The sequence below is a fragment of the Alistipes timonensis JC136 genome, assembly GCF_900107675.1.
Taxonomy (GTDB): Bacteria; Bacteroidota; Bacteroidia; order Bacteroidales; family Rikenellaceae; genus Alistipes; species Alistipes timonensis.
Genome location: NZ_FNRI01000003.1, coordinates 1 through 22988, shown reverse-complemented (window position 1 = coordinate 22988; position 22988 = coordinate 1). Strand labels below are relative to the sequence as shown.

Below are 22988 nucleotides of genomic sequence, written 5' to 3'. Positions count from 1 at the left end.
TACTCTATTCTATTCGTTTTATGACAAATTTAGATTTCGAGAAGCGTATTTCAGACCTGCGTTCAGCTCATGAAGAGTTGATCGGCAGGAAGAATCCGGCCGCGGATTCGAACGGTGTATGGACTCGTTATACCTATCCGATCCTCACGGCTGCGCATACGCCGCTCTTCTGGCGCTACGACCTGAATCCTGCTACTAACCCCTTTTTGCTTGAGCGGTTCGGGATCAACGGAACGTTCAATGCCGGTGCTATCAAGTTCGGCGGCAAATACGTGCTGGTGGTCCGGGTCGAAGGGAACGACCGCAAATCCTTTTTCGCTCTGGCTGAAAGCGATAATGGGATCGACGAATTCCGGTTCCGCGATCATCCGCTGACGATTCCCCCGGTAAACGGGACCGAAACGAACTTGTATGACATGCGACTTACGGCTCATGAGGACGGCTGGATTTACGGCATCTTCTGTGTCGAACGCCACGATCCGTCGGCAGCCCCGGGCGATCTGTCGTCGGCCGTCGCCACGGCCGGCGTGGCCCGGACGAAGGACCTTGTGCATTGGGAGCGTCTTCCCGATATCAAGTCGCCCACACAACAGCGAAACGTGGTGCTCCACCCCGAATTCGTGGACGGAAAATATGCCCTTTACACCCGTCCGCAGGAGGGGTTCATCGCTGCCGGGGCCCTTGGCGGTGGGATCGGCTGGGCTTTGGTAGACGATATGGCCTGTGCGGAAATCCGCGATGAAAAGATTATCGACGTACGTTTCTACCACACGATCAAGGAGGTGAAGAACGGCGAGGGGCCCCATCCGATCCGCACCCCGCAGGGGTGGCTGCATCTGGCTCACGGGGTGCGCGCCTGCGCGGCGGGACTCCGTTATGTACTTTATATGTATATGACGGCCTTGGACGATCCTTCGCAGCTGATCGCCGTGCCGGCCGGATATACGCTGGCGCCGGAGAATGAAGAACGTGTCGGCGACGTTTCGAACGTGCTTTTCTCGAACGGCTGGATCGCCGATGACGACGGCCGGGTATTTCTCTACTATGCATCGAGCGATACCCGTATGCACGTGGCGACATCGACTATTGAGAGGCTTGTGGACTATTGCCTGCATACGCCGTCCGACGGTCTTACGACGGCGACTTCCGTCGAGCGGCTGAATGAGCTGATTGATAGAAATTTGAACTATTACCGAAAGAACGATTGATGAAAGACAGCGTCACATTCCGGGAGAAGATCGGATACGGCTTCGGGGACATGGCTTCGAGCATGTTCTGGAAGATATTCGGTATGTATCTGCTCTTTTTCTATACCAAGGTGTTCGGCATTACGCCGGCCGCTGCCGGGACTATGTTCCTGGTGACCCGCATCTGGGATTCGCTTAACGATCCCATCATGGGGCTGTTGGCGGATCGTACCCGCAGCCGGTGGGGGCGTTACCGTCCTTATCTGCTTTGGGGCGCCCTGCCGTTCGCCGCGATCGGAGTGCTGACGTTCTGGACTCCCGATTTCGGGATGACCGGAAAACTGGTGTGGGCCTACGTTACCTATACGGCCATGATGATGGTCTATACGCTGGTCAACGTCCCCTATGCTTCGCTGCTCGGGGTGATGACGCCCGATACGAAACTGCGCAATACGTTCTCCTCCTACCGGATGTTCTTCGCCTATGTCGGCAGTCTGGTGACCTTCATGCTGTTGCAGCCGATGGTGGATTTCTTTGCCGGATGGCTCGGCGGCGGGGAGGCCGATGTCCTGAATGAAAGCGTCGCCGGGAGCGACGTAGCCATATCGGGCATGCCGGAGGCGTGGACCTGCGCCGTGACCGTCATCGGGGGACTTTGTGCGCTGCTCTTCTGGCTCTGTTTCCGCTGGACGCGCGAGCGGATTCGGGTCGACGATTCGCAGCACGCGAAGGGATCGGTCGGACGTGACCTGAAAAGCCTGGCCCGCAATGCTCCCTGGTGGATTCTACTCGTCGCGGGAGTGGCGGTGCTGTTGTTCAACTCGATCCGCGACGGGGTGGCGATCTTCTATTTCACGGACTATGTCCGGAGCGCTTACAAACTGCCTCATCTGGGCTGGACGCTGGGAACGCTTTACCTGCTGTTGGGCCAGTTGGGGAATATGGCCGGGGTGGCTTTGGCCGTACCGCTGGCGGCGCGCATCGGCAAAAAAGGGGCTTTTGCCGCAGCGATGGGTGCGGCGGCGGTGCTGAGCCTCTTCTTCTTCCGGCTGGAGCCTTCCGAACTGGGATGGCTCTTCACCCTGCAAGCACTTGTCAGCGTTGCGGCGGGCGTCGTGCTGCCTTTGTTGTGGAGCATGTATGCCGATATCGTCGATTACGAGGAATACCGCAGCGGCCGGCGGCCTACGGGGCTGATCCTCTCCTCTTCGTCTATGTCCCAGAAACTCGGCTGGGCGCTGGGAGGTGCTGTGACGGGCTGGCTGCTTACAGCGTTCGGTTATGATCAGTCGGCTGCGGTGCAGAGCGGTGAGGCGATAGCAGGCGTGCGGATGATGATGAGTTGGCTTCCGGCTTCCGGCTGCTTGTTGGCTGCCGCGGCGGTCCTTTTCTATCCGCTCGGCGAAAAACGTATGGAGCGAATCACGGCGGAGCTCGCGCTTCGTCGGAAAACGAACGAATGATGGAAAAGATGCTTGTACAATGGCGTAACGAGCTGTCAGAGGAGCTGATCTGCGATATCCTGCCTTTCTGGACGGCATTTTTGGGTGACGGTGTGCACTTTGCGGGGCGTATCGACGGCCGCGGGAAAGCACATCCCGAAGCCGGAAAAGGCGCCGTCCTGATCGCGCGGATGTTGTGGACCTTTTCGGCCGCTTACCGCATGACCGGGAGGCCCGAATGCCTGGATGCGGCCCGCAAGGTTCGTGAATTGCTGGCCTTACGGCTGATCGACCCGGTGTACGGAGGCGTCTATTGGGAGATTGCTCCCGACGGAGATCCGCTCTGCTGCAAGAAGCAGAGTTATGCCGTGGGTTTCGCGATTTACGGACTGAGTGAATATGTCCGGGCGACGGGTGATCCGGCGGCTTTGGATGAGGCGGTTGCGTTGTTCGGGGCGCTTGAAGAACATGTCTGGGATGCGGCGCGGGGCGGATATGCCGAAGCCCTGACCCGGGATTGGCGACCATTGGAGGACATGCGCCTAAGCGAGAAGGATGCCAATACCTATTTCAGCATGAACACGCACCTGCATCTGCTCGAACCTTGTGCGAACCTGCTGCGGGTTTGGCCGGAAGATCGGGTTGCTGAAGCGGTCCGGCGGTTGCTTCGCATTCATACCGACCGGATCTTCGATCCGCAGGCGGGGCACTTGAACCTCTTTTTCGATGCGGAATGGCAGCCGCAGGGGCGGACGGTCTCCTATGGACATGACATCGAGGCGTCGTGGCTTATTGTCGAAGCCGCCGACCTGCTCGGCGATCCGCAGGTCAGGGCTGGCGTCGGATCTGTTTCGGAGGCATTGGCGAGGGCTGCCGCCGAAGGCGTGCAGCCCGACGGAAGCCTGATTTACGAATACGATCCGTTGACTGGACATACGGATGCCGACCGTCACTGGTGGGTACAAGCCGAAGCGGTTGTCGGGTTTTTCAACATGTACGAGCAAACCGGGGACGCGATGTTTCTGCGGCGCAGCCGCGACGTGTGGCGGTATATCCGGACGCACCTGCTCGATAGTGCGAACGGCGAATGGTTTTGGAGCGTCCGTGCCGACGGCTCGGTCAACCGCGAAGACGACAAGGCCGGGTTCTGGAAATGTCCCTATCATAATGGCCGGATGTGCCTGGAACTGATGCGGCGCATCGAACGGCTGCTTGCAGAGAATTGAAAACCGAAAAACTGGCGGCTATGGCAAATTACAATATCCTTACGGAGGTACCTCCCATTTCGAAGCAGGACAGCTTCGTCGTGTTCGAGCGCCGGAAAAGCAACTTCAATTTTCCGATTCACATTCACGGCGAATACGAGCTCAACTATATCATCGGGGCACGCGGTGCGCGGCGTATCGTCGGCGACCATGTGGCCGATATTGGCGACAGGGAGATGGTGCTCATCACGGGAAGCAATCTGGAGCATGCGTGGATGGACGGCAATTTGAACCTGGGAGCGGAAATCTATGAGGTAACGATTCAGTTTTCGCCCGAACTGTTTCAGGGCGGCGGACTGATTGACCGGAAACAGTTCGCGCCGATCAAGAAGATGTTGCAGGATGCCCAGCACGGGATCGCGTTCTCCGAAAAGACGATTTTGCAGAGCGAGTCGGGGATTCACCAGCTGATTAACAGTACGGACAATTTCAACTCGATTCTGATTTTCCTTTCGCTGCTCAACCTGCTGGCCCACGACCCGGCCTATACCGTGTTGTCGCATTCGCATTTCAGCAAGTTGGAGGATACCTACGACAGTCGGCGCGTGCGGACCATTATGGATTATCTCAACAGCAACTACCACCGTCCCGTGCGGCTCTCGGAGATGGCGGCGCTGGTCAATATGAGCGAGCCTTCGTTCAGCCGTTTCATCAAGCGGCGGACGGGATATAATTTTATCGACTGCCTGAACAATATCCGCATCAGTGCGGCGTCCCGGCGTCTGATCGACGAACCGGCGAACACGATTGCCGAGATTGCTTTCAAATGCGGGTTCAACAACCTCTCGAATTTTAACCGAATTTTCAAGAAATACAAAGGCTATACGCCTCACGATTTTCGGGAATACTACGACAAGAAGAAGATCATCATCTGACAAACCAAACCGCTCTAACCTGTTACAAACAATGAACAAACTGTTTTGCATAGCATGTATGGCCGTATTATCGGCCGCCTGTTCGGAATCTTCACCCTTCCCGGTCGATTCGCGGGCCACGCCTGAAACTTGCGCCCTATACCGCAACTTGTTCCGGGTAGTGGATGATGGGGTGATGTTCGGGCACCAGGACGACGCTCTTTACGGGCACGGCTGGAAGTATGAGGAGGGACGCTCCGACGTCAAAGAGTGCTGCGGCGATTACCCCGCTGTCTTCGGGTGGGAACTCGGGGGACTCGAAGCCGGGGCCGATCGGAGTATCGACGACGTTCCGTTCGCTGAAATCACACGCCTGCTGTGTGCCGCCTATGGGCGCGGAGCCGTGAACACGGTCAGTTGGCATCCGCAGAATCCTGAGTCGGGGGCCAACGCTTGGGACTGTAAAACCTCCACGGCCGTGAAATCCATTCTCCCCGGCGGCGCCAACCATGCCGAATTCCGGTTGTGGCTCGACCGTCTGGCTGGATTCTTCGCCGGTCTGAAAGCCGCCGACGGGACCCTGGCGCCGGTACTGTTCCGTCCGTTCCACGAGCACACCGGCAGCGGATTCTGGTGGGGCGAAGCACAGTGTACCCCCGACGAGTACCGGGCTTTATGGCGCTTCACGGTGGAATATCTGCGTGATGTGAAGGGGGTGCATAATCTCCTCTACGTCTATTCACCGGATCTGTACCGCGATGCGGAGCACTATATGGAACGCTATCCGGGCGACGAGTGGGTCGATGTACTCGGGCTCGACGCCTACCACCGTCAGCAGGATTGGGATTTCCTATCGGGCGGTGAACGAATGCTTTCGACCTTGCAGCAATTGGGCCGCGAACACGGCAAGCCGACGGCTTTCACCGAAACCGGACTCGAGGGTATCCCCGATGCGGAGTGGTGGACCCGATGGCTGTTGCCGGTCATCCGCGGCAAGGGGCTGAGCTATGTCTTGGTGTGGCGTAACGCCCACGACCGTCCGACGCACTTTTTCGGTCCCTGGCACGGACATGTTTCGGAACCCGATTTCAGAAAATTTGCCGTCAACCGGGAGCAGCCCGTGCTGTTCGAGAGCCGGTTGCCTGACATGTATCACTGATAATTAACCTAAAATAGCTGATAATTATGTGGAAACAAATTCTTTATCTGTCGTGTCTGGTCGTGGCAGGATGCAGTGATATTGCCGACCGCGAATATCCGGAACCTCAGCCCGCCCCTGCTGCGGCGACCGACTCGCAGGCTACGGTGCAGACCCGTAACCTGCTCGCAAACCTGCGCAGCATTGCCGAGAACGGCGGTACGCTTTTCGGCCATCAGTGCTCGTCGCTCTACGGCATCGGTTGGTCGGGCGATGCCGACCGTTCGGATGTGAAGAGCATCTGCGGCGACTATCCCGCGATAATGGGCTGGGACCTGGCCCAGATCGAGCTTGGGCAGGAGGCCAATATCGACGGCGACAAGTTTGATGACATACGCGGCCGTATTCTCGAAGCCTATGCCCGCGGCGGTGTGACTACCGTCGGTTGGCATACGACCAATCCCGTTACCGGGGGCACGGCCTGGGACGTGACCGCGGCCGTGGGCCGGATCATTCCCGGCGGCGATCTTCACGAAAAATACTGCGGTTGGCTGGACAAGGTTGCCGATTTCATGCTCTCGCTCAAGACTGTTGACGGGGAGTATGTCCCGGTGCTGTTCCGTCCGTTCCACGAACACACCGGCAATGGATTCTGGTGGGGAAAGGGCAACTGTACTGCTGAGGAGTACATCGCCTTGTGGCGTTTTACGCTCGAATACCTGCGCGATACGAAGGGCGTGCATAACCTGCTGTACGTCTATTCGCCCGATATTGTCAGTTCGCAGGACAACTACCTCGAATTCTGGCCGGGCGACGCCTATGTCGATGTGCTCGGTCTGGACGCCTACGACCGCAGTTCTTGGGCGATCGACACCAACGGTCTGCGGCTGATGCGCCTGCTCAAACATATCGCCTATCTGAAAAACAAACCGTTCGCTTTCACGGAGACCGGGCTTGAAAACAACACGTCCCAACCGAAATGGTGGACCGAAAAGCTTTCGAAAGCCATTACGGGCGTTCCGGTAGCCTATGTGCTGGTTTGGCGGAACAAGGATACGAATCATTTCTTCGGCCCTTATCCGGGCTGCGTTTCGGAGGAGGACTTCAAGACCTTCGTCGCCGGGGAACAGATCCTTATGGAGAAGGACATAGCCGGTATTTACGAATAATCCCAGCCCGAGATGAACGTGATAAGAATTATTCGGGGGTGCACGCTGGCACTGACCTTCGTTTCCTGCGGGAACCGTCCTTCGGTTCCGCACGGGGAGATCGCCCGGGTGCGCGATTTCATCCGCACGTCGTGGGATACGTCGGTACAGTATAATCCGGTCGACTCGCAATCCCTGATCGGATTGCCCCGTCCCTATACGGTTCCCAGCGTCAGCCAGACCTTTCAGGAACTCTATTATTGGGATACCTATTTCACCAACGAGGGGCTCGTGCGTGATGGATGTCTCGACCTGGCGAAAAACAACACCGAGAACATGCTTTATCTGGTCGACCGGTACGGCTATATGCCCAACGGCAGCCGGACCTGGTATCTCAACCGCTCGCAGCCTCCTTTCCTGTGCATGATGGTCGACCGGGTGTTCGAAGAGACCGGGGACAGGAAGTGGCTGGCCGGGGCTTTTGCGACTTTGCAGAAGGAGTATGATTTCTGGATGACACAGCGTATTACGCCTGTCGGACTGAATTGTTACTCTTCATCTGCGGACGACGAACTCAAACAGGAATTCGTGACTACCGGGGGCCAGCGGCTCGGGACTGACTTCCGCAACCGGGGGCTTTCCGACGCGGAAATTCTGCGGCTGGGGGCGCATTTTGCCGCCGAGGCCGAGTCGGGCTGGGATTTCAATCCCCGTTTCGAGCGTCGTTGCGAGGATTTTTGCCCCGTGGACCTCAATGCCAATCTCTATTTCTACGAGACGCTTTTTGCCCGTTACGCTCTTCTGACGGGCGATACTGTGGCTGCGGAGACTTGGAAAAAACGGGCTGAAAAGCGGCGCGGGCTGATAAACCGCTACTGTCTCGGGGAAGATGGCGTTTATTACGACTACGATTTCGTCAACGACCGTCGTTCGACGGTGGTTTCGGGCGCGGTGTTCAGTCTGCTCTATGCCGGTATTCCGGATGCGGAGCAGGCCCGGACCCTCGTGGAAAAGGCGCTCGGACGGTTGGAGTTCGAATACGGGATCGCCGTCTGCGAGGACAAGCCCTATGAATACGATTACCAGTGGTCTTATCCCAATACCTGGCCCCCGGTAGTCTACCTGGCCATCCGGGGACTCGATACCTATGGTTACGGGGAAGATGCACGGCGCATTGCGGAGAAGTACGTCGCGATGGTCGTGAAGACCTTCGGCGAAACCCGTAACCTGTGGGAAAAGTACAATGTCCGGGAAGGGAATATCAATGTCAGCAACGAGTACGACATGCCCACTATGCTGGGATGGAGCGCCGGGACGTTCATCTATGCCAGTGACTATCTCGACGGTAAAATTGACAATCAATCGAAACACTAAAATCAGATACCATGAAAACAATAAATCGATGCCTGCGGAGCAGGTGGCTTTTGGCGCTTTTCGCCTCCCTGTTCCTCGCTGTCGGCGCATCCGCCCAGAATGAGGTTCGGGGCCGCGTGACGGCCGACGGACAGCCGTTAGTCGGGGCCAGCGTCATTATCAAGGGAACGACGACTGGAACCAGTACGGATACCTCGGGTGATTTTACGATCCGGGCCAAAAGCGGGGCCGTGCTCTCCGTCGGATTCGTCGGCTACAAGACCCGTGAGGTCGCCGTTACGGCCGGGGCGACCTTCCTCGACATCGTGCTTGAAGCCGAAGAGGCCCTGATCGACGATGTGGTCGTCATCGGTTACGGCTCAATGAAGAAAAGCGATCTGACCGGATCGGTCGTCTCCGTGAAGATGGACGCCATCAAGGATATTTCGGCTCCGTCAGTCGAGGGATTGTTGCAGGGGCGTGCTGCGGGATTGCAAATCATGAATACCTCGCAGGACCCCGGAGCGGGGGCTGTGGTGCGTATCCGCGGCAACAGTTCGCTCAACGGTTCGAACACCCCGCTGATCGTGGTCGACGGATTTCCCATCGGCGATGCCGGCAACCTGTCGCAGATCAATCCCTCGGATATCGAGTCGATAGAGATTCTGAAAGACGCGTCCTCCTCGGCCATTTACGGTTCCCGCGGCGCCAACGGCGTGATTCTGATCCAGACCCGCACCGCCAAAGGCGGATCGACACAGGTTTCGGTGAACCACCGGACCACCATCGGCCAGTTCACCGACGAACTCAATGTTTGGCGCAATCCGTTGCAAATGGCGCAGATTGCCAACGAAGAATTGACCAACGCCGGACTGCCGGCCCTCTATACGGGCCAGTACAATAACGGCACCTACTATCCGTCGCTCATCGAGATACAGCAGGGCAAGTGGTCGAACACCGACTGGGCCGACCTCTGTATGCGCACGGCCGTGGTCAATAATACGACGGCCACGCTGTCCCACTCCACCGATAAGGCGGCGATCAATTTGAGTCTTAATTATTTCGACGACGAGGGCGTCTATAAGAAGGATAATTTCCGCAAGGGCAATGTCACGCTGAACGGTTCCTACAAGCTGGCCAAGAACTTCACGCTCCAAACTTCGAACATTTTTTCGATTCATAAGCGCCACGTGAACAACACGCTCGAATACGGTCGCAACCCGCTGTGGCCCGTTTACGATGAGGACGGCAACTATTTCGTTGCTTCGGAAACCGACTTCGGCCATCCGCTCATTATCTCCGACAACGTTAAGAACGAGACGCAGGGCCGTGATCTCATTTCGTCGCTGGCCGCCGAGTGGGAGATCGTCGAGGGGCTGAAAATCCGCACGCAGCTCAACTACAACTATTCGACTACCGTACAGGATGTCTACAACGCTTCGAACACCTCGCAGGAGGCGCACGACATGAACGGCATCGCTCAAATGAACAACTCCCTGTCGCAGGACGTGCTGAGCGAGACCTATATCACCTTCCAGCGGACCTTTGCCGACCGGCACAACCTGTCGGTCATGGCGGGACATTCGTTCGACTACAACATGGGCCGCACGCTCGGCACCACAGCCTACGATTTCGTGAACGACGCCCTCGGCAACGAGAACATGGGCGCGGGCAATCCTCAGAAGAACGTGATTAACAATACCTATCAGAACAGCAAGTTGCTCTCGTTCTATGGCCGTCTGAACTACGTGCTTGATGACAAATACCTCTTTACGTTCACCATGCGTGCCGACGGGTCGTCGAAATTCGGCAAGAACAGCAAGTGGGGTTATTTCCCTTCGGGAGCCGTGAGCTGGAAACTTCACAACGAGCCGTGGATGCAGAAACTCAATGTTTTCGACGAGTTCAAGATCCGCGCGAGCTGGGGACTTTCGGGTAATCAGGGGATCTCGCCCTACCAGACGCTCAACCGTTACGGCACCGAGAAATACTGGTTCGCTGACAAATGGCAGACGGCTATCGGTCCGGGTTATGAGGCCGGCCGTGAGGGAGCTAACGACCGCTATATCCTTTGGGGAGGTATTTCCAATCCCGATCTGAGGTGGGAATCGACCCGTCAGTGGAATCTGGGTGTCGATCTGGCCTTTTTCAGACGCCGTCTGCGCGTGACGATGGATTATTACGACAAATATACCACCGACCTGCTGCGTGAGAAATACCTGCCGCTGTCGAGCGGTTACGACAAGATGTGGGTCAACGACGGCAACATCCGCAACCGCGGTTTCGAACTCACGCTCGACGGCGACATCGTCAGTCGGAAGAACACCTCTCTCTCCGCGACGTTCATCTTCTCGCGCAACCGTAACAAGGTGACCGATTTGGGCAACGCTGTTTCGAGCGGTCTGAGCACCGATTACCTTACGGGGATGCAGTACGAGGTCTGCGGCCAATCGCTGTCGATGTTCAACGGTAATCCGAGCGTTTATGCCATCGGCTATCCGATGTACGTTTTCTATGGCTACCGGGTGGACGGTATTATTCAGCAGGGCGAGGACCCCGGCTTCATGAGTTCCGACGGTAAAGACCTTCCCGGTGAGCTCAAATACGTGGACCTGAACGGTGACTATGCCATCGACGATAGAGACCGCTGCATCATCGGCGATCCGAATCCGGACTTTACGGCCAGTCTCAACCTGGCGTTCCGTTACAAGAATCTCGACGTATCGGTATTTCTCAACGGTGTATTCGGCAACGACGTCATCTATAACGGCTATACCTACGACCCGCGCGTGAAGATCAAGCGCTGGACTCCCGACAACCCGACGAACAAATACCCGCGCCTGAATTCGACGCGAAGCTACCTGTTCTCGGACTATTTCGTCCATGACGGCTCGTTCGTCCGCATGCAGAACATCAATATCGGCTATACGATTCCTGTGCGCAAGGCCTTTATTCGCAGCGTGCGTGTGTTCGCCAACATCGAGAATGCCTATACCTTCACTGAATTCGACGGTTATGATCCCGAGGTGGGTGTCGACGGCATCTACTGGGGCGGTTATCCCCGCCTGCGGAAATATACCATCGGTCTGGACCTGAAATTCTAAGCTGACGACTATGAAAAACTTGCTTTATATCATTTCGCTTTGCGGGCTGCTCACGGCGTGCGACCTGCAAGAGGAGCCGTACGGATTTTATTCCGACGATAATTTTTACAAGAACGAGACCGATGCTGAATCGGGGCTGCTCTATGCCTACAATGCCCTGACGTTTCTCGAATATTCACGCGGCATCTTCTACATCGGCGACATTCCGACCGAAACCATGTCGCCCAAAAGCGATGAGGCCGGGGATGTCTACCAACTCGAGAACTGGATCGCAGGCCGGGAGACCGAGCAGTTGAAATATTATTTTAAATACTGCTACATCGCTATCAACCGCGCCAATACGGTGATCGACCATATCTACAACAGTTCGGCGCTGAGTGAAACGGCGCGCCGCCGCATCCTCGGTGAAGCTTATTTCCTGCGTGCATGGAACTATTTCAACCTGGTGCGCACGTTCGGTGTCGTCCCCGTGCAAACGCAGATGGTGGCGGAACTGTCGCAGACGACGCCTCCGATGGCAACGGGCCTCGACCAGCTTTACGACCTGATCTTCGGCGACCTGGCCCGGGCGGACGAACTGCTCGAGGTTAACAAGGTCTTCGGACGGGCGGACAAGGTAGCTGCGCAGGCGCTAATGGCCAAGGCCTACCTGACTGTTGCCTCTTCGAAGGAACATAACGTCTACCGCTATACGGAGATGCGCCGCGAGCCGCAGATCATGTACGACAGTGCTGCCTATTGGGCCGGGAAGGTCGTTCGTGATTATAAAAATTCCTATGATTTCGACGATAACCTGCGCGACATCTACGACGTGAACAAACCTACGGGCCCTGAGCATATCTTCATTATGCCGATCGACCGCAGCGGTACGCAGGAGGGCAACTACTCCAAACTGCCCCTGCTTTTCCTGCCGTCGAACAACTCCGTGCCTTTCTACATCCGTTACGGCAACGGGGACCTGCAGCGGGCCAACGGCAACGGCTGGGGCGTTTTCCTCTGCAACGACGAATTTGTCGAGACGCAGTTCAGCACTACGGACAAGCGCCGCACCGAGTTGATTCACCGTGATATCTACGACGTTTCGGGCAATCCGATCGTGCCTAACCAGGTCAAGGGTTACTTTTCGAGCAAGTATGTCGACCCCGATTTTATCGGCGAGCGTACCAGCGCCCGTCCTTACCTGATCCGTTTCTCGGACATTGCGCTGGTGTATGCCGAGGCAGCGGGACCCGAAGAGGGGCTGGCTTATGTGAACCGCATTCGCGAAAGAGCCGGTGTGACGCCGCTTCCGTCCGGAATGACGGTGGATAAATTCCGTGAAGCGGTAATCAAGGAACGGGCGCTTGAACTGGCATTCGAGGGCAACCGGCTCTACGATCTCCGTCGCACGGCCTCGGTTACGACCACCGACATCAAGGCTGCCGGACTGAGCGAGGCCGAAGCCGCTTACTATCCGATTCCGCAGCGTGAAATAGATCTGAATCCCAATTTGTAGCGTTATGAAAAATCTGAAATATATCGTTTTGTTGCTTTCGTGCCTGGCTGTTGTTTCCTGCACGAAGGATATCGACGAGAAGGAGCCGAGCAACGAGTGCTCGATTCTCGACATCAAATTGACGGGACAACTGGGCAAAGCCGCCATCGAACGGGTGGACGACAATCAGGGAACCGTGACTCTCTATATTTTCGAGCAGGCCGATTATCCGTGGGAAGCGGTCGGTGTCGAGGCGCTGGCCCTTTCGGCCTATGCCACGGCGGATGTCGCCGACGGCGGTACGCTTGATTTCCGGAATCCCGACCGTAAGGCGCGTATCATCGTGCGTTCCCAGACCGGGAAGCAGGTATTGTGGACGGTTTATCTCAAACCCTACGATCCGTTCTATGTCGGTACGTGGGCTGTCAGCGACATCAAGATCTACGTGGATCAGAATATCAGCGGTAACGGTACCGGGAAGTGGGACACTTCGATGGGCGGTTCCGAGTTCGGGACATTTGCCTCGCCGGAGCTGGACAACGTTATCACTATTACGATGAACGAGGAGATGGTTGACGGAAAGTTCACGGGCAAGATCGTCAATGCCGCTGGGGCCGACGGGCTGTACGGGTCGTTCAAGGGCGTTTATCCGGGCGAGTACACCGAGGATGCTCCGCTGGATATGGACCCGCGTCTGCGGCATTTGATTCCTGCCGGCGAATCCGACTGGGTGTTGGACCTCTCGACCGACGAGATGAAGATCTCGAAGAACAACATCACGTCGACGATGACTTTCAGCCGGGATGCCTCGGGCAATCTGTTTTTCGATTTCGCCCTGCCCAATGCGTCGGGCGACACGCCGGGCAGCAATTTCTACAATAATTTCTGGCGCAGTTCGTACAAGTTCTCGTACATCGTACGGGCTGCCGAATAGACCGGACATGTTAACCTTAACGAAAAACCGGACCCGCCCTACGGCAGGTCCGGTTTTTCAGTTGTCGGAGCGAACGGTCAGACCGTCATGATCTCTTTCTCCTTTTTGGAGAGAACCTCTTCGAGGGATTTGGTGAATTTCTCGAGGAGTTTCTGTATCTGCGTCTCGCCGTCTTTCGACTCGTCCTCGGGCATGCCCTCCTTCTGGGCTTTTTTGAATGCTTCGACGGCGTCGCGGCGGGCGTTGCGCAGGCTGATGCGGGCCGTTTCGGCATCCGAACGCACCTGCTTCACCAACTCCTTGCGGCGCTCCTCGGTGAGGGGCGGGATCGTCAGGCGGATCTGCTCGCCGTTGTTTGAGGGCGTCAGGCCGATGTTCGAGTCGATGATCGCTTTCTCGATCGGGCGCAGCATGTTCTTGTCCCACGGCTGGATCAGGATGGTTTTGGCGTCGGGTACGGTGACGCTGGCGGTGCCCGAGACGGGAACCTGCGAGCCGAAATAGTCGACCATCACGCCGTTCAGGGCGTTGGGCGACGCCTTGCCGGCGCGTACGTTCAGCAACTCCTCTTCGAGGTGGTCGATGGCCTTTTGCATGCGGCCCGTGGCATCGTTGAGAATCGTTTGTGTATCCATGGCGTTTGGGGTTTAATTTTCGAGTGTCTTTTCAATGGTGCGGATCAGGGCGTCGAACTCCTCTTCGTCGTAACCTACCGTGGCGAGGATCACTTTGCCCGTTTTGTCGATGAGGAAGTTGCGCGGGATGTAGTTCGAGGCGTAGCGGTCGTAGACGGTCCGTGCCGAGTCGAGGCCCATCGGGAAGGTGTAGCCGGTCTTCTCGCGGAAGGCCTCCACCGTTTCGCGCTTCTCGCCGCGCGAGACGGGCAGGAAGACGAACTCTTTGCCGGCGAAGCGGTCGATGATCTCTTTCTGCACGCGGGTCAACTCCTGGCGGCAGGGCGGGCACCACGTGGCCCAGAAGTTGAGCAGCACGACCTTTCCGCGCAGCTCGTTAAGCGACAGCTGGCTGCCGTCGGTCAGTTCGACCGTGAAATCGGGGGCCGTCTCCCCGGCCCTGACGAGCGTGGTCGATTCGGTCTCCGCTTCGGCGCCCTTCTTGGCGTTGCGGTTGCCGCACGAGGGGAGCAGCAGGATGACGGCAATGATGACGACGATCAGCGCCAGCATCAGCCACAGCGATTTATTGCTTTTCTTTTTGGCCATAATCTTACGGTTTTACGAGCGTTCCGATCTGCTCTCCGGCAAGTACCTTGCCCAAATTGCCTTCGGTGTCCATGTCGAAGACGATGATCTGCAATCCGTTCTCCCGGCAGAGCGTGAAAGCCGTGAGGTCCATGACCTTCAGCCGGCGGTCGAGCACCTCTTCGAACGAGATTTCGTTGAATTTCACGGCTGCGGGGTCCTTCTCCGGATCGGCCGTGTAGACGCCGTCCACGCGGGTGCCTTTCAGCAGTACGTCGGCCTCGATCTCGATGCCGCGCAGCGCCGACGCCGAGTCGGTCGTGAAATAGGGATTCGAGGTGCCGCCTCCGACGATCACCACATAACCCGCCTCGAGGTACTCGATGGCACGGGCTTTGGAGAAGTATTCGCCGATCGGCTCCATGCGGATCGAAGTGAGTACCTTGCATTTGACCCCGTTGTCCTCGAGCGCCGACTGAAGCGCCAGCGAATTGATGATCGTGGCGAGCATGCCCATCTGGTCGCCCTTCACGCGGTCGAAGCCTTTTTTGGCGCCCGTGAGGCCGCGGAAAATGTTGCCTCCGCCGATGACGATACCGATCTGGACACCCGTCGCTGCCGCTGCTTTGATCTGCCCGGCATAGGATTGCAGCACCTCGGGGGAGAGCCCGTATTTTTGCGTTCCCTGAAGCGACTCGCCGCTCAATTTCAGGAGTATCCGCTTGTATTTCATGGTTTGTTGCTTTTTATTCGTAACGCGAAGATAGGGATTTTTTCGAAAAATTCACATATTATTGACTATCTTTGGTGTCGTTACGACACTTTTGTCGGTCGGGGCGTTTTGCCGGACCGAACGTAATCCGGTTTTGGCGCCCTCCGTTCTTTTTTCTATCTTTGGGGGCGTAACGCCCCTTTTAGGAGTCGGTCGGTTAGCCGGGGACCGAACATAATCCGGTTTTGGAGCCGTCCGTTCTTTTTTCTATCTTTGCAATCCTTATGTCGTCGGAAGAATATAAATTGCTCGATACGATCGCGTCGCCGCGGGAGTTGAAAAAACTCTCGGCGGAGGAGTTGCGTCTCTACTGCGACGAACTGCGACGCTACATCATCGACGAATGTTCGGTCAACCCGGGTCACCTGGCTTCGAGTCTCGGGGCTGTGGAGCTGGCCGCGGCACTGCATTACGTTTTCGAGACCCCGGAGGACAAAATCGTCTGGGATGTCGGCCACCAGACCTATGCCCACAAGATCATCACCGGGCGCCGCGAGGCGTTCCGGACCAAGCGGCGGCTGGACGGCATCAGCGGTTTTCCGCGCATGTCCGAGAGCGAATACGACGCTTTCGGGGGAGGTCACGCCTCGGTGTCGATCTCCGCGGCTTTCGGCATGGCCAAGGCGGCTGAACTGCGGAGCGAAAAGCGGCAGGTGGTGGCCGTCATCGGCGACGGGTCGATGACCGGCGGACTGGCTTTCGAGGGGCTCAACAATGCCGGGGCATCGAAGCGCACGAACCTGCTGGTGATTCTCAACGACAACAACATGGCCATCGACCAGGCCACCGGGGCGTTGAAAAACTACCTGTTGAAAATCTCCACTTCGGTCCATTACAACCGCTTCAAACAACGGCTGTGGGGCGTTCTGTCGCATACGCCGTGGTTGCTGAGGCTCTGCCAGAAGGCGGGCAACGCCGTGAAACAGGGCTTGCTGAACAAGAGCAACCTCTTCGAAAGCCTCAATTTCCGCTACTTCGGACCCGTGGACGGCCACAACCTTAAAGAATTGGTGCGGACGCTCCGGGCGCTGCGCGACATCGAAGGACCCAAGCTGCTGCACGTTATGACCGTAAAGGGCAAAGGATATCTTCCGGCCGAGCACAACCAGTCGGTCTGGCATGCTCCGGGGTGCTTCAATCCCGATACCGGCGAGCGGATTTCCGCTCCGGCCGATGCGGCGCGTTATCAGGATGTTTTCGGTGAAACGCTGTTGGAGCTGGCCCGCAGGGACGCCCGTGTCGTGGGCGTAACGCCCGCCATGCCTACGGGCTGTTCGATGAATATACTGCTGCGCGAGATGCCGGAACGCTGTTTCGACGTCGGTATTGCCGAAGGGCATGCCGTGACCTTCTCGGCGGGACTCGCCGCGGCGGGGATGGTGCCTTTCTGCAACATCTATTCGACGTTTATGCAGCGGGCTTACGACAATGTGATTCACGACGTTGCGATACAGGGACTTCCGGTGGTGATGTGTCTCGACCGCGGCGGATTGGTGGGCGAGGACGGCGTGACGCACCACGGGGTCTTCGACATGGCCGCTTTCGGCGCCGTGCCGGGGCTGACCGTCGGTGCACCGATGAATGAGCCCGAACTTCGCAACATGATGTACACCGCCTTGCAGGCGGGTGCTCCCTTTATGATCCGCTATCCCCGCGGCTGCGGCGAGGGGCTGCCGTGGCGGGGCGTGCCGTTCGAGGCGCTGCCCGTGGGCCGGGGACGCCGGCTGCGCGACGGCCGCGACGTGGCGCTGGTGACCGTCGGGACCGTCGGCAATGCGGCCGCCCGGGCCGCGGAACGCGCTGCGGTGCAGGGGATCGGGGCCGCCCATTATGACCTGCGCTGGGTGAAGCCGCTCGACGAGGCGTTACTGGACGAAGTGGGGCGCAAGTTCCGTCGTGTCATTACCGTCGAGGACGGCTGTCTGCGCGGAGGTGTCGGCGAAGCCGTCGCGGCCTATTTCAACGCCCGCGGTTACGGGGCGCACGTCACGAGCCTGGGCATCGGCGATGCCTGGGTCGAGCACGGCACTCCCGCACAGCTCTACACCCTCTGCGGTTATGACGAGGAGGCGATTTTCCGCGCCCTCACGCAGGCGTAAGACCCCGCTTAAGAAGCGGGTTTTAGGGGCTATGGAGGGGCGTTTCGCTTTCCATTCAGTTACGCGCTCCCGCCGGTTGAAAAACCGGTTTTAATGGCGCAGGCGTAACGCCTGTTTTAATGGCGATAGCGCGTCGTCCCGCTCTCCATTCAGTTCTGCGCTCCCAGGGGTGATTCATTGCAAGGTAAACGTCCAGTCGTCGCCGCGGCTGAGAGAGGAATCGAACCGGAAGCCTTCCCATTCGAAAGTTTGAAGTGCCGCAGGATCGGTGATCCGGTTTTTCAGGATATGCCGCGTCATCTCGCCGCGGCACATTTTCGTGTAGATGACGATGGTTTTCAGCCGGTCGCCCTCGCGGATGCGGAATTCCGGGGTGATGACCCGCGCCTCGCGGCACACGCGTTTCCAGTCGAACAGCCGTTTCATCTCCCCGCTGGCCAGGTTGAGCAGAATGCCGTCGTCGTGCCGGATTTTGTCCAGCAGGGCGTCGGTCAGCCGTTCGTGCCAATAGGCGAAGACCGTTTGCTCGTCGTGGCCCGGCAGTAGGGCGTCGCCTTCGAGCCGGTAGGGGCGGATGGCGTCCAGCGGACGAAGCAGCCCGTAGAGGAACGAAGTGATGTTGAGGTGTTGCTGGGCGTATTCGAAATCGGCGGCGGAGAAGCTCGCCGGGGCGATGCGTTTGAAGACGATGCCCGTGTAGGCCGCGAGGGCCGGGAGCGCCGGGGTGTCGCTGTCGTGGAAGCGGCGGTAACGCAGGTGGTTCTCGGCGGCGATGCGGCGGTTGACGCGCAGGAGCCGGGCCAGCTCGTCGGTCGGGAGCGTGGCCAGTTCGGCGGCCAACTGCCGTGCCTCGGCAAGATGGGCCGGAACCGTGGTGCGGGGCGTCGGGACGGAGCTCCGCTCCGCCATCGTCTTGGCGCAGGAGAGGAGTATCTGCATGGCGGTCAGGCTGCGGTGCAGGGAATGCCGAGGGCATCGACGCGTGCGGCGATGGCCTGCAAATCCTCTTTGGAGACTTTTTCGAGCGTTTGGCAGGGAGTGTCGCGGTCGAGCGAGTAGACCATCACCTGCCGGGGGCGGATTTCACCGACCAGCTTCAGCCACGCCGCAACCTCCTCTTCGGTGGTGTTGTCGATGGGTTTTCCGTCGCACATCCCCCGCAGGAACATCGTCTGCAGGATCATCTTTCCCTCGAAACGTTTCATCTCCTCGACGATACCCCGGACGGTGTAGGCCGGGTTTTGCGGGTTGTTCATCCGCCGCACCGTTTCGTCGAACGCCGAGTCGAGTTTGAGAATGTTGTTGTCCACGCGCAGCAGGGCCCGGCGGACGCTGTCGCGGTGGATTTGCGTGGCGTTGGAGAGCACCGAGACCTTGGCTGCGGGGCACAGCGCGTCGCGCAGGGCCAGCGTGTCGCCGATGACGGCCTCGAATTCGGGGTGCATGGTCGGTTCGCCGTTGCCGGCGAAGGTGATGACGTCGGGCGGAGTGCCGTCGGCCACCATCTGCCGCAGGGTGGCTTCGAGCTGGGTGCGGACCTCCTCGCGGGCGTTGAAACGGCGCGCTCCGGGGTGCTCGGCGTTCCAGCCGCACTCGCAGTAGATGCAGTCGAACGAGCAGAGTTTCGATGCCGTGGGCAGCAGGTTGACCCCCAGCGAAAGGCCCAGCCGCCGCGAGTGCACCGGACCGAAGATGATGTCATGGAATAGCGATGTCATGGGGCAAAGATAGCGCAAGCCGAGCGCAAAAGCAAGTTTACTTGCATTTTGCCGAGGCGCAGCCAGAGATCGTGCAAGGCGAGTGCCGAACCGAAATTTTTTTGGCCGGACGGCGGAATTGCCGGGCAATCACACCCCTGCCATCGGGCGTGAATGCCGTCGACCGGCGTTTAAAATCTTAAAATAGGTATAAATGCGTATCCGTACGGAATAAAAAACGGCTATTTTTGACTGCTAATTCTGTTTTATTTATACTTTTGTGCGTCCGAAACGGAAAAATCGTACATAAACTTAATAATTACAAGATAAAATGGTTGATATTTTTTCACGCCTCGAGAAGAATGCGGGCGGACCGATCGGTCAGTACATGGAGTACGCCCATGGTTATTACGCCTTTCCCAAACTCGAAGGCGACATCGGTCCCCACATGGTTTTCCGGGGCAAGAAGATGCTCAACTGGAGCCTGAACAACTACCTCGGACTGGCAAACCATCCTGAGGTGCGCAAGGCGGATGCCGAGGGCGCTGCCCAGTTCGGCATGGCCGCCCCGATGGGCGCCCGCATGATGAGCGGACAGACCGTTTACCACGAGCGGCTGGAGCGTGAGCTCGCCGAGTTCGTCGGCAAGGAGGATGCTTTCCTGCTCAACTTCGGTTACCAGGGCATGATCTCGATCATCGACTGCCTGCTGACCCCGCGCGACGTGGTCGTCTACGATGCCGAGGCACACGCCTGCATCATCGACGGCCTGCGTCTGCACAAGGGCAAGCGCTTCGTGTTCGGTCACAACGACATGGATTCGCTGCGTCTGCAGCTGCAGCATGCCACGGACCTCGCTGAGGAGCAGAACGGCGGTGTGCTGGTGATCACCGAGGGCGTATTCGGCATGAAGGGCGATTTGGGCAAGCTGGACGAGATCGTCGCGTTGAAGAAGGATTTCCAGTTCCGCCTGCTGGTGGACGACGCCCACGGTTTCGGTACGATGGGTCCGGGGGGACGCGGTACGGCGGCGCATTTCGGTGTTGCCGACGGTGTGGACGTGCTCTTCAATACGTTCGCCAAGTCGATGGCCGGTATCGGTGCCTTTGTGAGCGGTCCCCGCTGGCTGATCAACCTGCTGCGTTATAACATGCGTTCGCAGCTCTACGCCAAGTCACTTCCGATGCCGATGGTGATCGGTGCGCTGAAGCGTCTGGAGCTGATCCGCAACCACCCCGAATTCCAGCAGAAACTCTGGGAGAACGTCCGCGCGCTCCAGAGCAGCCTGAAAGAGAACGGTTTCGAGATCGGCGTGACCAATTCGCCGGTGACCCCCGTCTTCCTGAAAGGCGGCATCCCCGAGGCCACGAATTTGGTGGTAGACCTGCGTGAGAACCACGGCATTTTCTGCTCGATGGTGGTTTACCCCGTGATTCCGAAGGGCGAGATCATCCTGCGCATCATCCCGACGGCGGTGCATACGCTGGAGGACGTGAAAGTTACGATCGAGGCGTTCAAGGCCGTTCGTGAGAAGCTCGAAAGCGGTTATTATGCTTCGCTGCCCATTCCGGTCCGCGCCGATGAGGGTTTTAAGGTACGTTGATTCCGGGCAGGAGCTTCGTTCCTGCCTGCTGTAATATGGAGCATCCCCGGTTCGTAAGCCGGGGATGTTTTTTAGTGACAAAATTTGTCGGAAAATTTTGCAGAATAATTTTTTTCATTTTATATTTGCAGTCCCGAAACGCAGGGAACGACGGTTTTCGAATTGAGGGAATAGATTGCGGAAATAGCTCAGTTGGTAGAGCGCAACCTTGCCAAGGTTGAGGTCGCGGGTCCGAGTCCCGTTTTCCGCTCTGAAAATCAGTAACTTACAGAAATGGGGTTGCTGATTTTTTTGTTTGCACATGGTAAAAAGAGGGCTGAAACAGCCTTTCTACGGCTCTGCCTCCCCATTGCCTCTCCATTAAACTCTCCATTGAAAATGTGTTTTCCCTCCTGCATCTAACGATGCAAAACAATGATTTTCAGAGTAATACTCCGCAAGGACGTAATCTACAAGAACAACACCAGCCCTTTATGCCTGCTTTTCTTCCATGATAACCGCAAGAAATCGGTCGGTTTGGGTGTGTCAGTATCCCGTGAATACTGGGATGCAGAAGCACAAAAGATAACGGATGACTGCCCTGACAGGGACGATATTCAGTTTCAGATAACAGCCAAAATCAAAGAGTACGAGAAGAAGATTAAGAAACTGGAAGCCCTTGAAATCCCTGTAACCTTTGAAACGCTGTTTGAGACCATTGGTAAGCGTATGGATTGTACGGTAGGCGATTATTTCAGACAGATAATCGACAGATTGGAAAAGGTCGAAAAGTACGGTTCCGCCAGCAAACACAAGGTAACGCTTGCTTTGATGCAACATTTCAAAAGTACGAACATGCGCTTTGATGAATTGGATTTAACTTATCTGCGTGAGTTTGAAATATTCCTACGTCAAAGGGGTAATGTAAACAACAGCCTTGCCACCAAGTTCAGCGTGTTGAAAGCCGTCTATAATAAGGCAGTTTCAGAGGGTGTATTTGTCCCAAAATCGAATCCCTTTCAGCAATTCAAAGTGGGTAGCTTATGGACGAATACCCGCAAGCGGGCCATCACGAAAGAGGACATCCACAAACTGATTGAGTTGGATTTATCGGACAGGGACTTTTACACCCAACTTGCCAAAGACATCTTTCTGTTCTTGTATTTCATGGCAGGCATCAATTTCAAAGACATTGCCCTGCTGACATACGGTGACATTGAGAACGGCAGAATCTACTATGCAAGACGCAAGACAGGTAAGATGATGAACTGCTGTCTTACGGAACAGGCACAGGAAATCATCGACAAGTACCACACCGACCAAGTGGAGGAAGATTATCTGTTTCCAATCCTTGACCGCCAAATTCACACGACCGAGAAGCAGATATTGGAACGCGTTAAGAAAACGTTGAAACACGTCAATAAACGCCTGCACGAATTGAGTGAGGAAATAGGACTGCATACACCATTAACGACCTATGTAGCCCGCCATACTTACGCAACCGTCTTAAAGCGGTCAGGCGTAAGCGTAGCCTTGATTTCCGAATCGCTGGGGCACTCTGATTTATCGACCACACAAATCTACCTTGATTCGTTTGAGAACAGCCAAATCGACGCAGCTATGCAACATCTCTTGTAAGGCAAAAAGAGGTCGGGAGCCTATTGACTCCTGACCTCTACAAACCTTATAAGTGCAAAGTAATTCTTAACCGAGATACTGTGTCAGCATATCCATAAT

At 57.0% G+C, this 22988-nt stretch carries 18 protein-coding genes and 1 tRNA gene; 14 read left to right on the top strand and 5 right to left on the bottom strand.

The window, feature by feature from the left end; genetic code table 11:
• The first annotated feature begins 20 nt into the window (after positions 1–20).
• From BLU78_RS04600 to BLU78_RS04555, 10 genes are read left to right on the top strand one after another with little or no spacing between them, the layout of a single operon-like run.
• Entirely contained in the window at positions 21–1208 is a 1188-nt protein-coding gene (locus BLU78_RS04600; protein ID WP_010261212.1) for a glycoside hydrolase family 130 protein, read from the top strand.
• The gene (locus BLU78_RS04595) at positions 1208–2650 is read left to right on the top strand and encodes an MFS transporter (RefSeq protein WP_010261210.1); all 1443 of its coding nucleotides are present in this window, start codon (positions 1208–1210) and stop codon (positions 2648–2650) included. The genes BLU78_RS04600 and BLU78_RS04595 overlap by 1 nt, the downstream gene beginning before the upstream one ends.
• Positions 2650–3855 carry an AGE family epimerase/isomerase gene (locus BLU78_RS04590; RefSeq protein WP_010261207.1) on the top strand — a complete coding sequence of 402 codons (1206 nt, stop codon included), beginning with the start codon at positions 2650–2652 and terminating at the stop codon, positions 3853–3855. Before BLU78_RS04595 ends, BLU78_RS04590 begins: the two co-directional genes overlap by 1 nt.
• Before the next feature lie 20 nt (positions 3856–3875).
• On the top strand, positions 3876–4769 hold the full coding sequence (locus BLU78_RS04585) for an AraC family transcriptional regulator (RefSeq protein WP_010261205.1): 894 nt from the start codon (positions 3876–3878) through the stop codon (positions 4767–4769).
• A 31-nt stretch (positions 4770–4800) separates the two neighbouring features.
• Entirely contained in the window at positions 4801–5907 is a 1107-nt protein-coding gene (locus BLU78_RS04580; protein ID WP_231290775.1) for a glycoside hydrolase family 26 protein, read from the top strand.
• A 26-nt stretch (positions 5908–5933) separates the two neighbouring features.
• Positions 5934–7055, top strand: coding sequence for a glycoside hydrolase family 26 protein (locus BLU78_RS04575; RefSeq protein ID WP_010261202.1), 1122 nt, complete (start codon positions 5934–5936; stop codon positions 7053–7055).
• Positions 7056–7067: 12 nt separating this feature from the next.
• Positions 7068–8408, top strand: a complete 1341-nt coding sequence (locus tag BLU78_RS04570) for a trehalase family glycosidase (RefSeq protein WP_010261198.1) — start codon at positions 7068–7070, stop codon at positions 8406–8408.
• An 11-nt stretch (positions 8409–8419) separates the two neighbouring features.
• The gene (locus BLU78_RS04565; RefSeq protein ID WP_044106336.1) at positions 8420–11491 is read left to right on the top strand and encodes a SusC/RagA family TonB-linked outer membrane protein; all 3072 of its coding nucleotides are present in this window, start codon (positions 8420–8422) and stop codon (positions 11489–11491) included.
• Between the two features lie 10 nt (positions 11492–11501).
• On the top strand, positions 11502–12986 hold the full coding sequence (locus tag BLU78_RS04560; RefSeq protein WP_010261195.1) for a RagB/SusD family nutrient uptake outer membrane protein: 1485 nt from the start codon (positions 11502–11504) through the stop codon (positions 12984–12986).
• A gap of 4 nt (positions 12987–12990) precedes the next feature.
• On the top strand, positions 12991–13899 hold the full coding sequence (locus BLU78_RS04555) for a hypothetical protein (protein WP_010261194.1): 909 nt from the start codon (positions 12991–12993) through the stop codon (positions 13897–13899).
• Between the two features lie 77 nt (positions 13900–13976).
• On the opposite strand, the gene frr is transcribed toward BLU78_RS04555, so the two are convergent.
• From frr to pyrH, 3 genes are read right to left on the bottom strand one after another with little or no spacing between them, the layout of a single operon-like run.
• On the bottom strand, positions 13977–14534 hold the full coding sequence (gene frr / locus BLU78_RS04550; RefSeq protein ID WP_010261193.1) for a ribosome recycling factor: 558 nt from the start codon (positions 14532–14534) through the stop codon (positions 13977–13979).
• A 12-nt stretch (positions 14535–14546) separates the two neighbouring features.
• Entirely contained in the window at positions 14547–15122 is a 576-nt protein-coding gene (locus BLU78_RS04545; protein ID WP_010261192.1) for a TlpA family protein disulfide reductase, read from the bottom strand.
• A 4-nt stretch (positions 15123–15126) separates the two neighbouring features.
• Positions 15127–15834: a UMP kinase gene (pyrH, locus tag BLU78_RS04540; protein WP_010261189.1), complete on the bottom strand. Its 708-nt coding sequence runs from the start codon at positions 15832–15834 to the stop codon at positions 15127–15129.
• A gap of 263 nt (positions 15835–16097) precedes the next feature.
• Here pyrH and dxs point away from each other — a divergent pair, with 263 nt between their 5' ends.
• Positions 16098–17972 (top strand): 1-deoxy-D-xylulose-5-phosphate synthase, encoded by a 1875-nt coding sequence (gene dxs, locus BLU78_RS04535; RefSeq protein WP_010261188.1) that lies wholly within the window; start codon positions 16098–16100, stop codon positions 17970–17972.
• Positions 17973–18146: 174 nt separating this feature from the next.
• On the opposite strand, the gene BLU78_RS04530 is transcribed toward dxs, so the two are convergent.
• Entirely contained in the window at positions 18147–18911 is a 765-nt protein-coding gene (locus tag BLU78_RS04530) for a YaaA family protein (protein ID WP_020692115.1), read from the bottom strand.
• 5 nt (positions 18912–18916) lie between these two features.
• Complete coding sequence (locus BLU78_RS04525; protein ID WP_010261185.1) at positions 18917–19690, bottom strand: radical SAM protein; 774 nt, start codon at positions 19688–19690, stop codon at positions 18917–18919.
• Between the two features lie 310 nt (positions 19691–20000).
• Between BLU78_RS04525 and BLU78_RS04520 the strand changes: the two genes are divergently transcribed.
• The 3 genes from BLU78_RS04520 to BLU78_RS04510 all read left to right on the top strand — a co-directional run bounded on the left by BLU78_RS04520 (position 20001) and on the right by BLU78_RS04510 (position 22889).
• Positions 20001–21272, top strand: coding sequence for an aminotransferase class I/II-fold pyridoxal phosphate-dependent enzyme (locus tag BLU78_RS04520; protein ID WP_010261182.1), 1272 nt, complete (start codon positions 20001–20003; stop codon positions 21270–21272).
• Positions 21273–21449: 177 nt separating this feature from the next.
• A tRNA-Gly gene (locus tag BLU78_RS04515) sits at positions 21450–21522 on the top strand.
• A gap of 164 nt (positions 21523–21686) precedes the next feature.
• Positions 21687–22889: a site-specific integrase gene (locus tag BLU78_RS04510; protein WP_010261181.1), complete on the top strand. Its 1203-nt coding sequence runs from the start codon at positions 21687–21689 to the stop codon at positions 22887–22889.
• Positions 22890–22988 lie beyond the last annotated feature (99 nt).

Bases quoted from the DNA above. Each gene is read 5' to 3' on its own strand.
- BLU78_RS04530 (WP_020692115.1), bottom strand. From the start codon at position 18,911: ATGCAGATACTCCTCTCCTGCGCCAAGACGATGGCGGAGCGGAGCTCC.
- BLU78_RS04560 (WP_010261195.1), top strand. From the start codon at position 11,502: ATGAAAAACTTGCTTTATATCATTTCGCTTTGCGGGCTGCTCACGGCG.
- BLU78_RS04525 (WP_010261185.1), bottom strand. From the start codon at position 19,690: ATGACATCGCTATTCCATGACATCATCTTCGGTCCGGTGCACTCGCGG.
- BLU78_RS04600 (WP_010261212.1), top strand. From the start codon at position 21: ATGACAAATTTAGATTTCGAGAAGCGTATTTCAGACCTGCGTTCAGCT.
- BLU78_RS04510 (WP_010261181.1), top strand. From the start codon at position 21,687: ATGATTTTCAGAGTAATACTCCGCAAGGACGTAATCTACAAGAACAAC.
- BLU78_RS04570 (WP_010261198.1), top strand. From the start codon at position 7,068: ATGAACGTGATAAGAATTATTCGGGGGTGCACGCTGGCACTGACCTTC.
- pyrH (WP_010261189.1), bottom strand. From the start codon at position 15,834: ATGAAATACAAGCGGATACTCCTGAAATTGAGCGGCGAGTCGCTTCAG.
- BLU78_RS04555 (WP_010261194.1), top strand. From the start codon at position 12,991: ATGAAAAATCTGAAATATATCGTTTTGTTGCTTTCGTGCCTGGCTGTT.
- frr (WP_010261193.1), bottom strand. From the start codon at position 14,534: ATGGATACACAAACGATTCTCAACGATGCCACGGGCCGCATGCAAAAG.
- BLU78_RS04575 (WP_010261202.1), top strand. From the start codon at position 5,934: ATGTGGAAACAAATTCTTTATCTGTCGTGTCTGGTCGTGGCAGGATGC.
- BLU78_RS04585 (WP_010261205.1), top strand. From the start codon at position 3,876: ATGGCAAATTACAATATCCTTACGGAGGTACCTCCCATTTCGAAGCAG.
- BLU78_RS04595 (WP_010261210.1), top strand. From the start codon at position 1,208: ATGAAAGACAGCGTCACATTCCGGGAGAAGATCGGATACGGCTTCGGG.
- BLU78_RS04580 (WP_231290775.1), top strand. From the start codon at position 4,801: ATGAACAAACTGTTTTGCATAGCATGTATGGCCGTATTATCGGCCGCC.
- BLU78_RS04545 (WP_010261192.1), bottom strand. From the start codon at position 15,122: ATGGCCAAAAAGAAAAGCAATAAATCGCTGTGGCTGATGCTGGCGCTG.
- dxs (WP_010261188.1), top strand. From the start codon at position 16,098: ATGTCGTCGGAAGAATATAAATTGCTCGATACGATCGCGTCGCCGCGG.
- BLU78_RS04565 (WP_044106336.1), top strand. From the start codon at position 8,420: ATGAAAACAATAAATCGATGCCTGCGGAGCAGGTGGCTTTTGGCGCTT.
- BLU78_RS04590 (WP_010261207.1), top strand. From the start codon at position 2,650: ATGGAAAAGATGCTTGTACAATGGCGTAACGAGCTGTCAGAGGAGCTG.
- BLU78_RS04520 (WP_010261182.1), top strand. From the start codon at position 20,001: ATGGTTGATATTTTTTCACGCCTCGAGAAGAATGCGGGCGGACCGATC.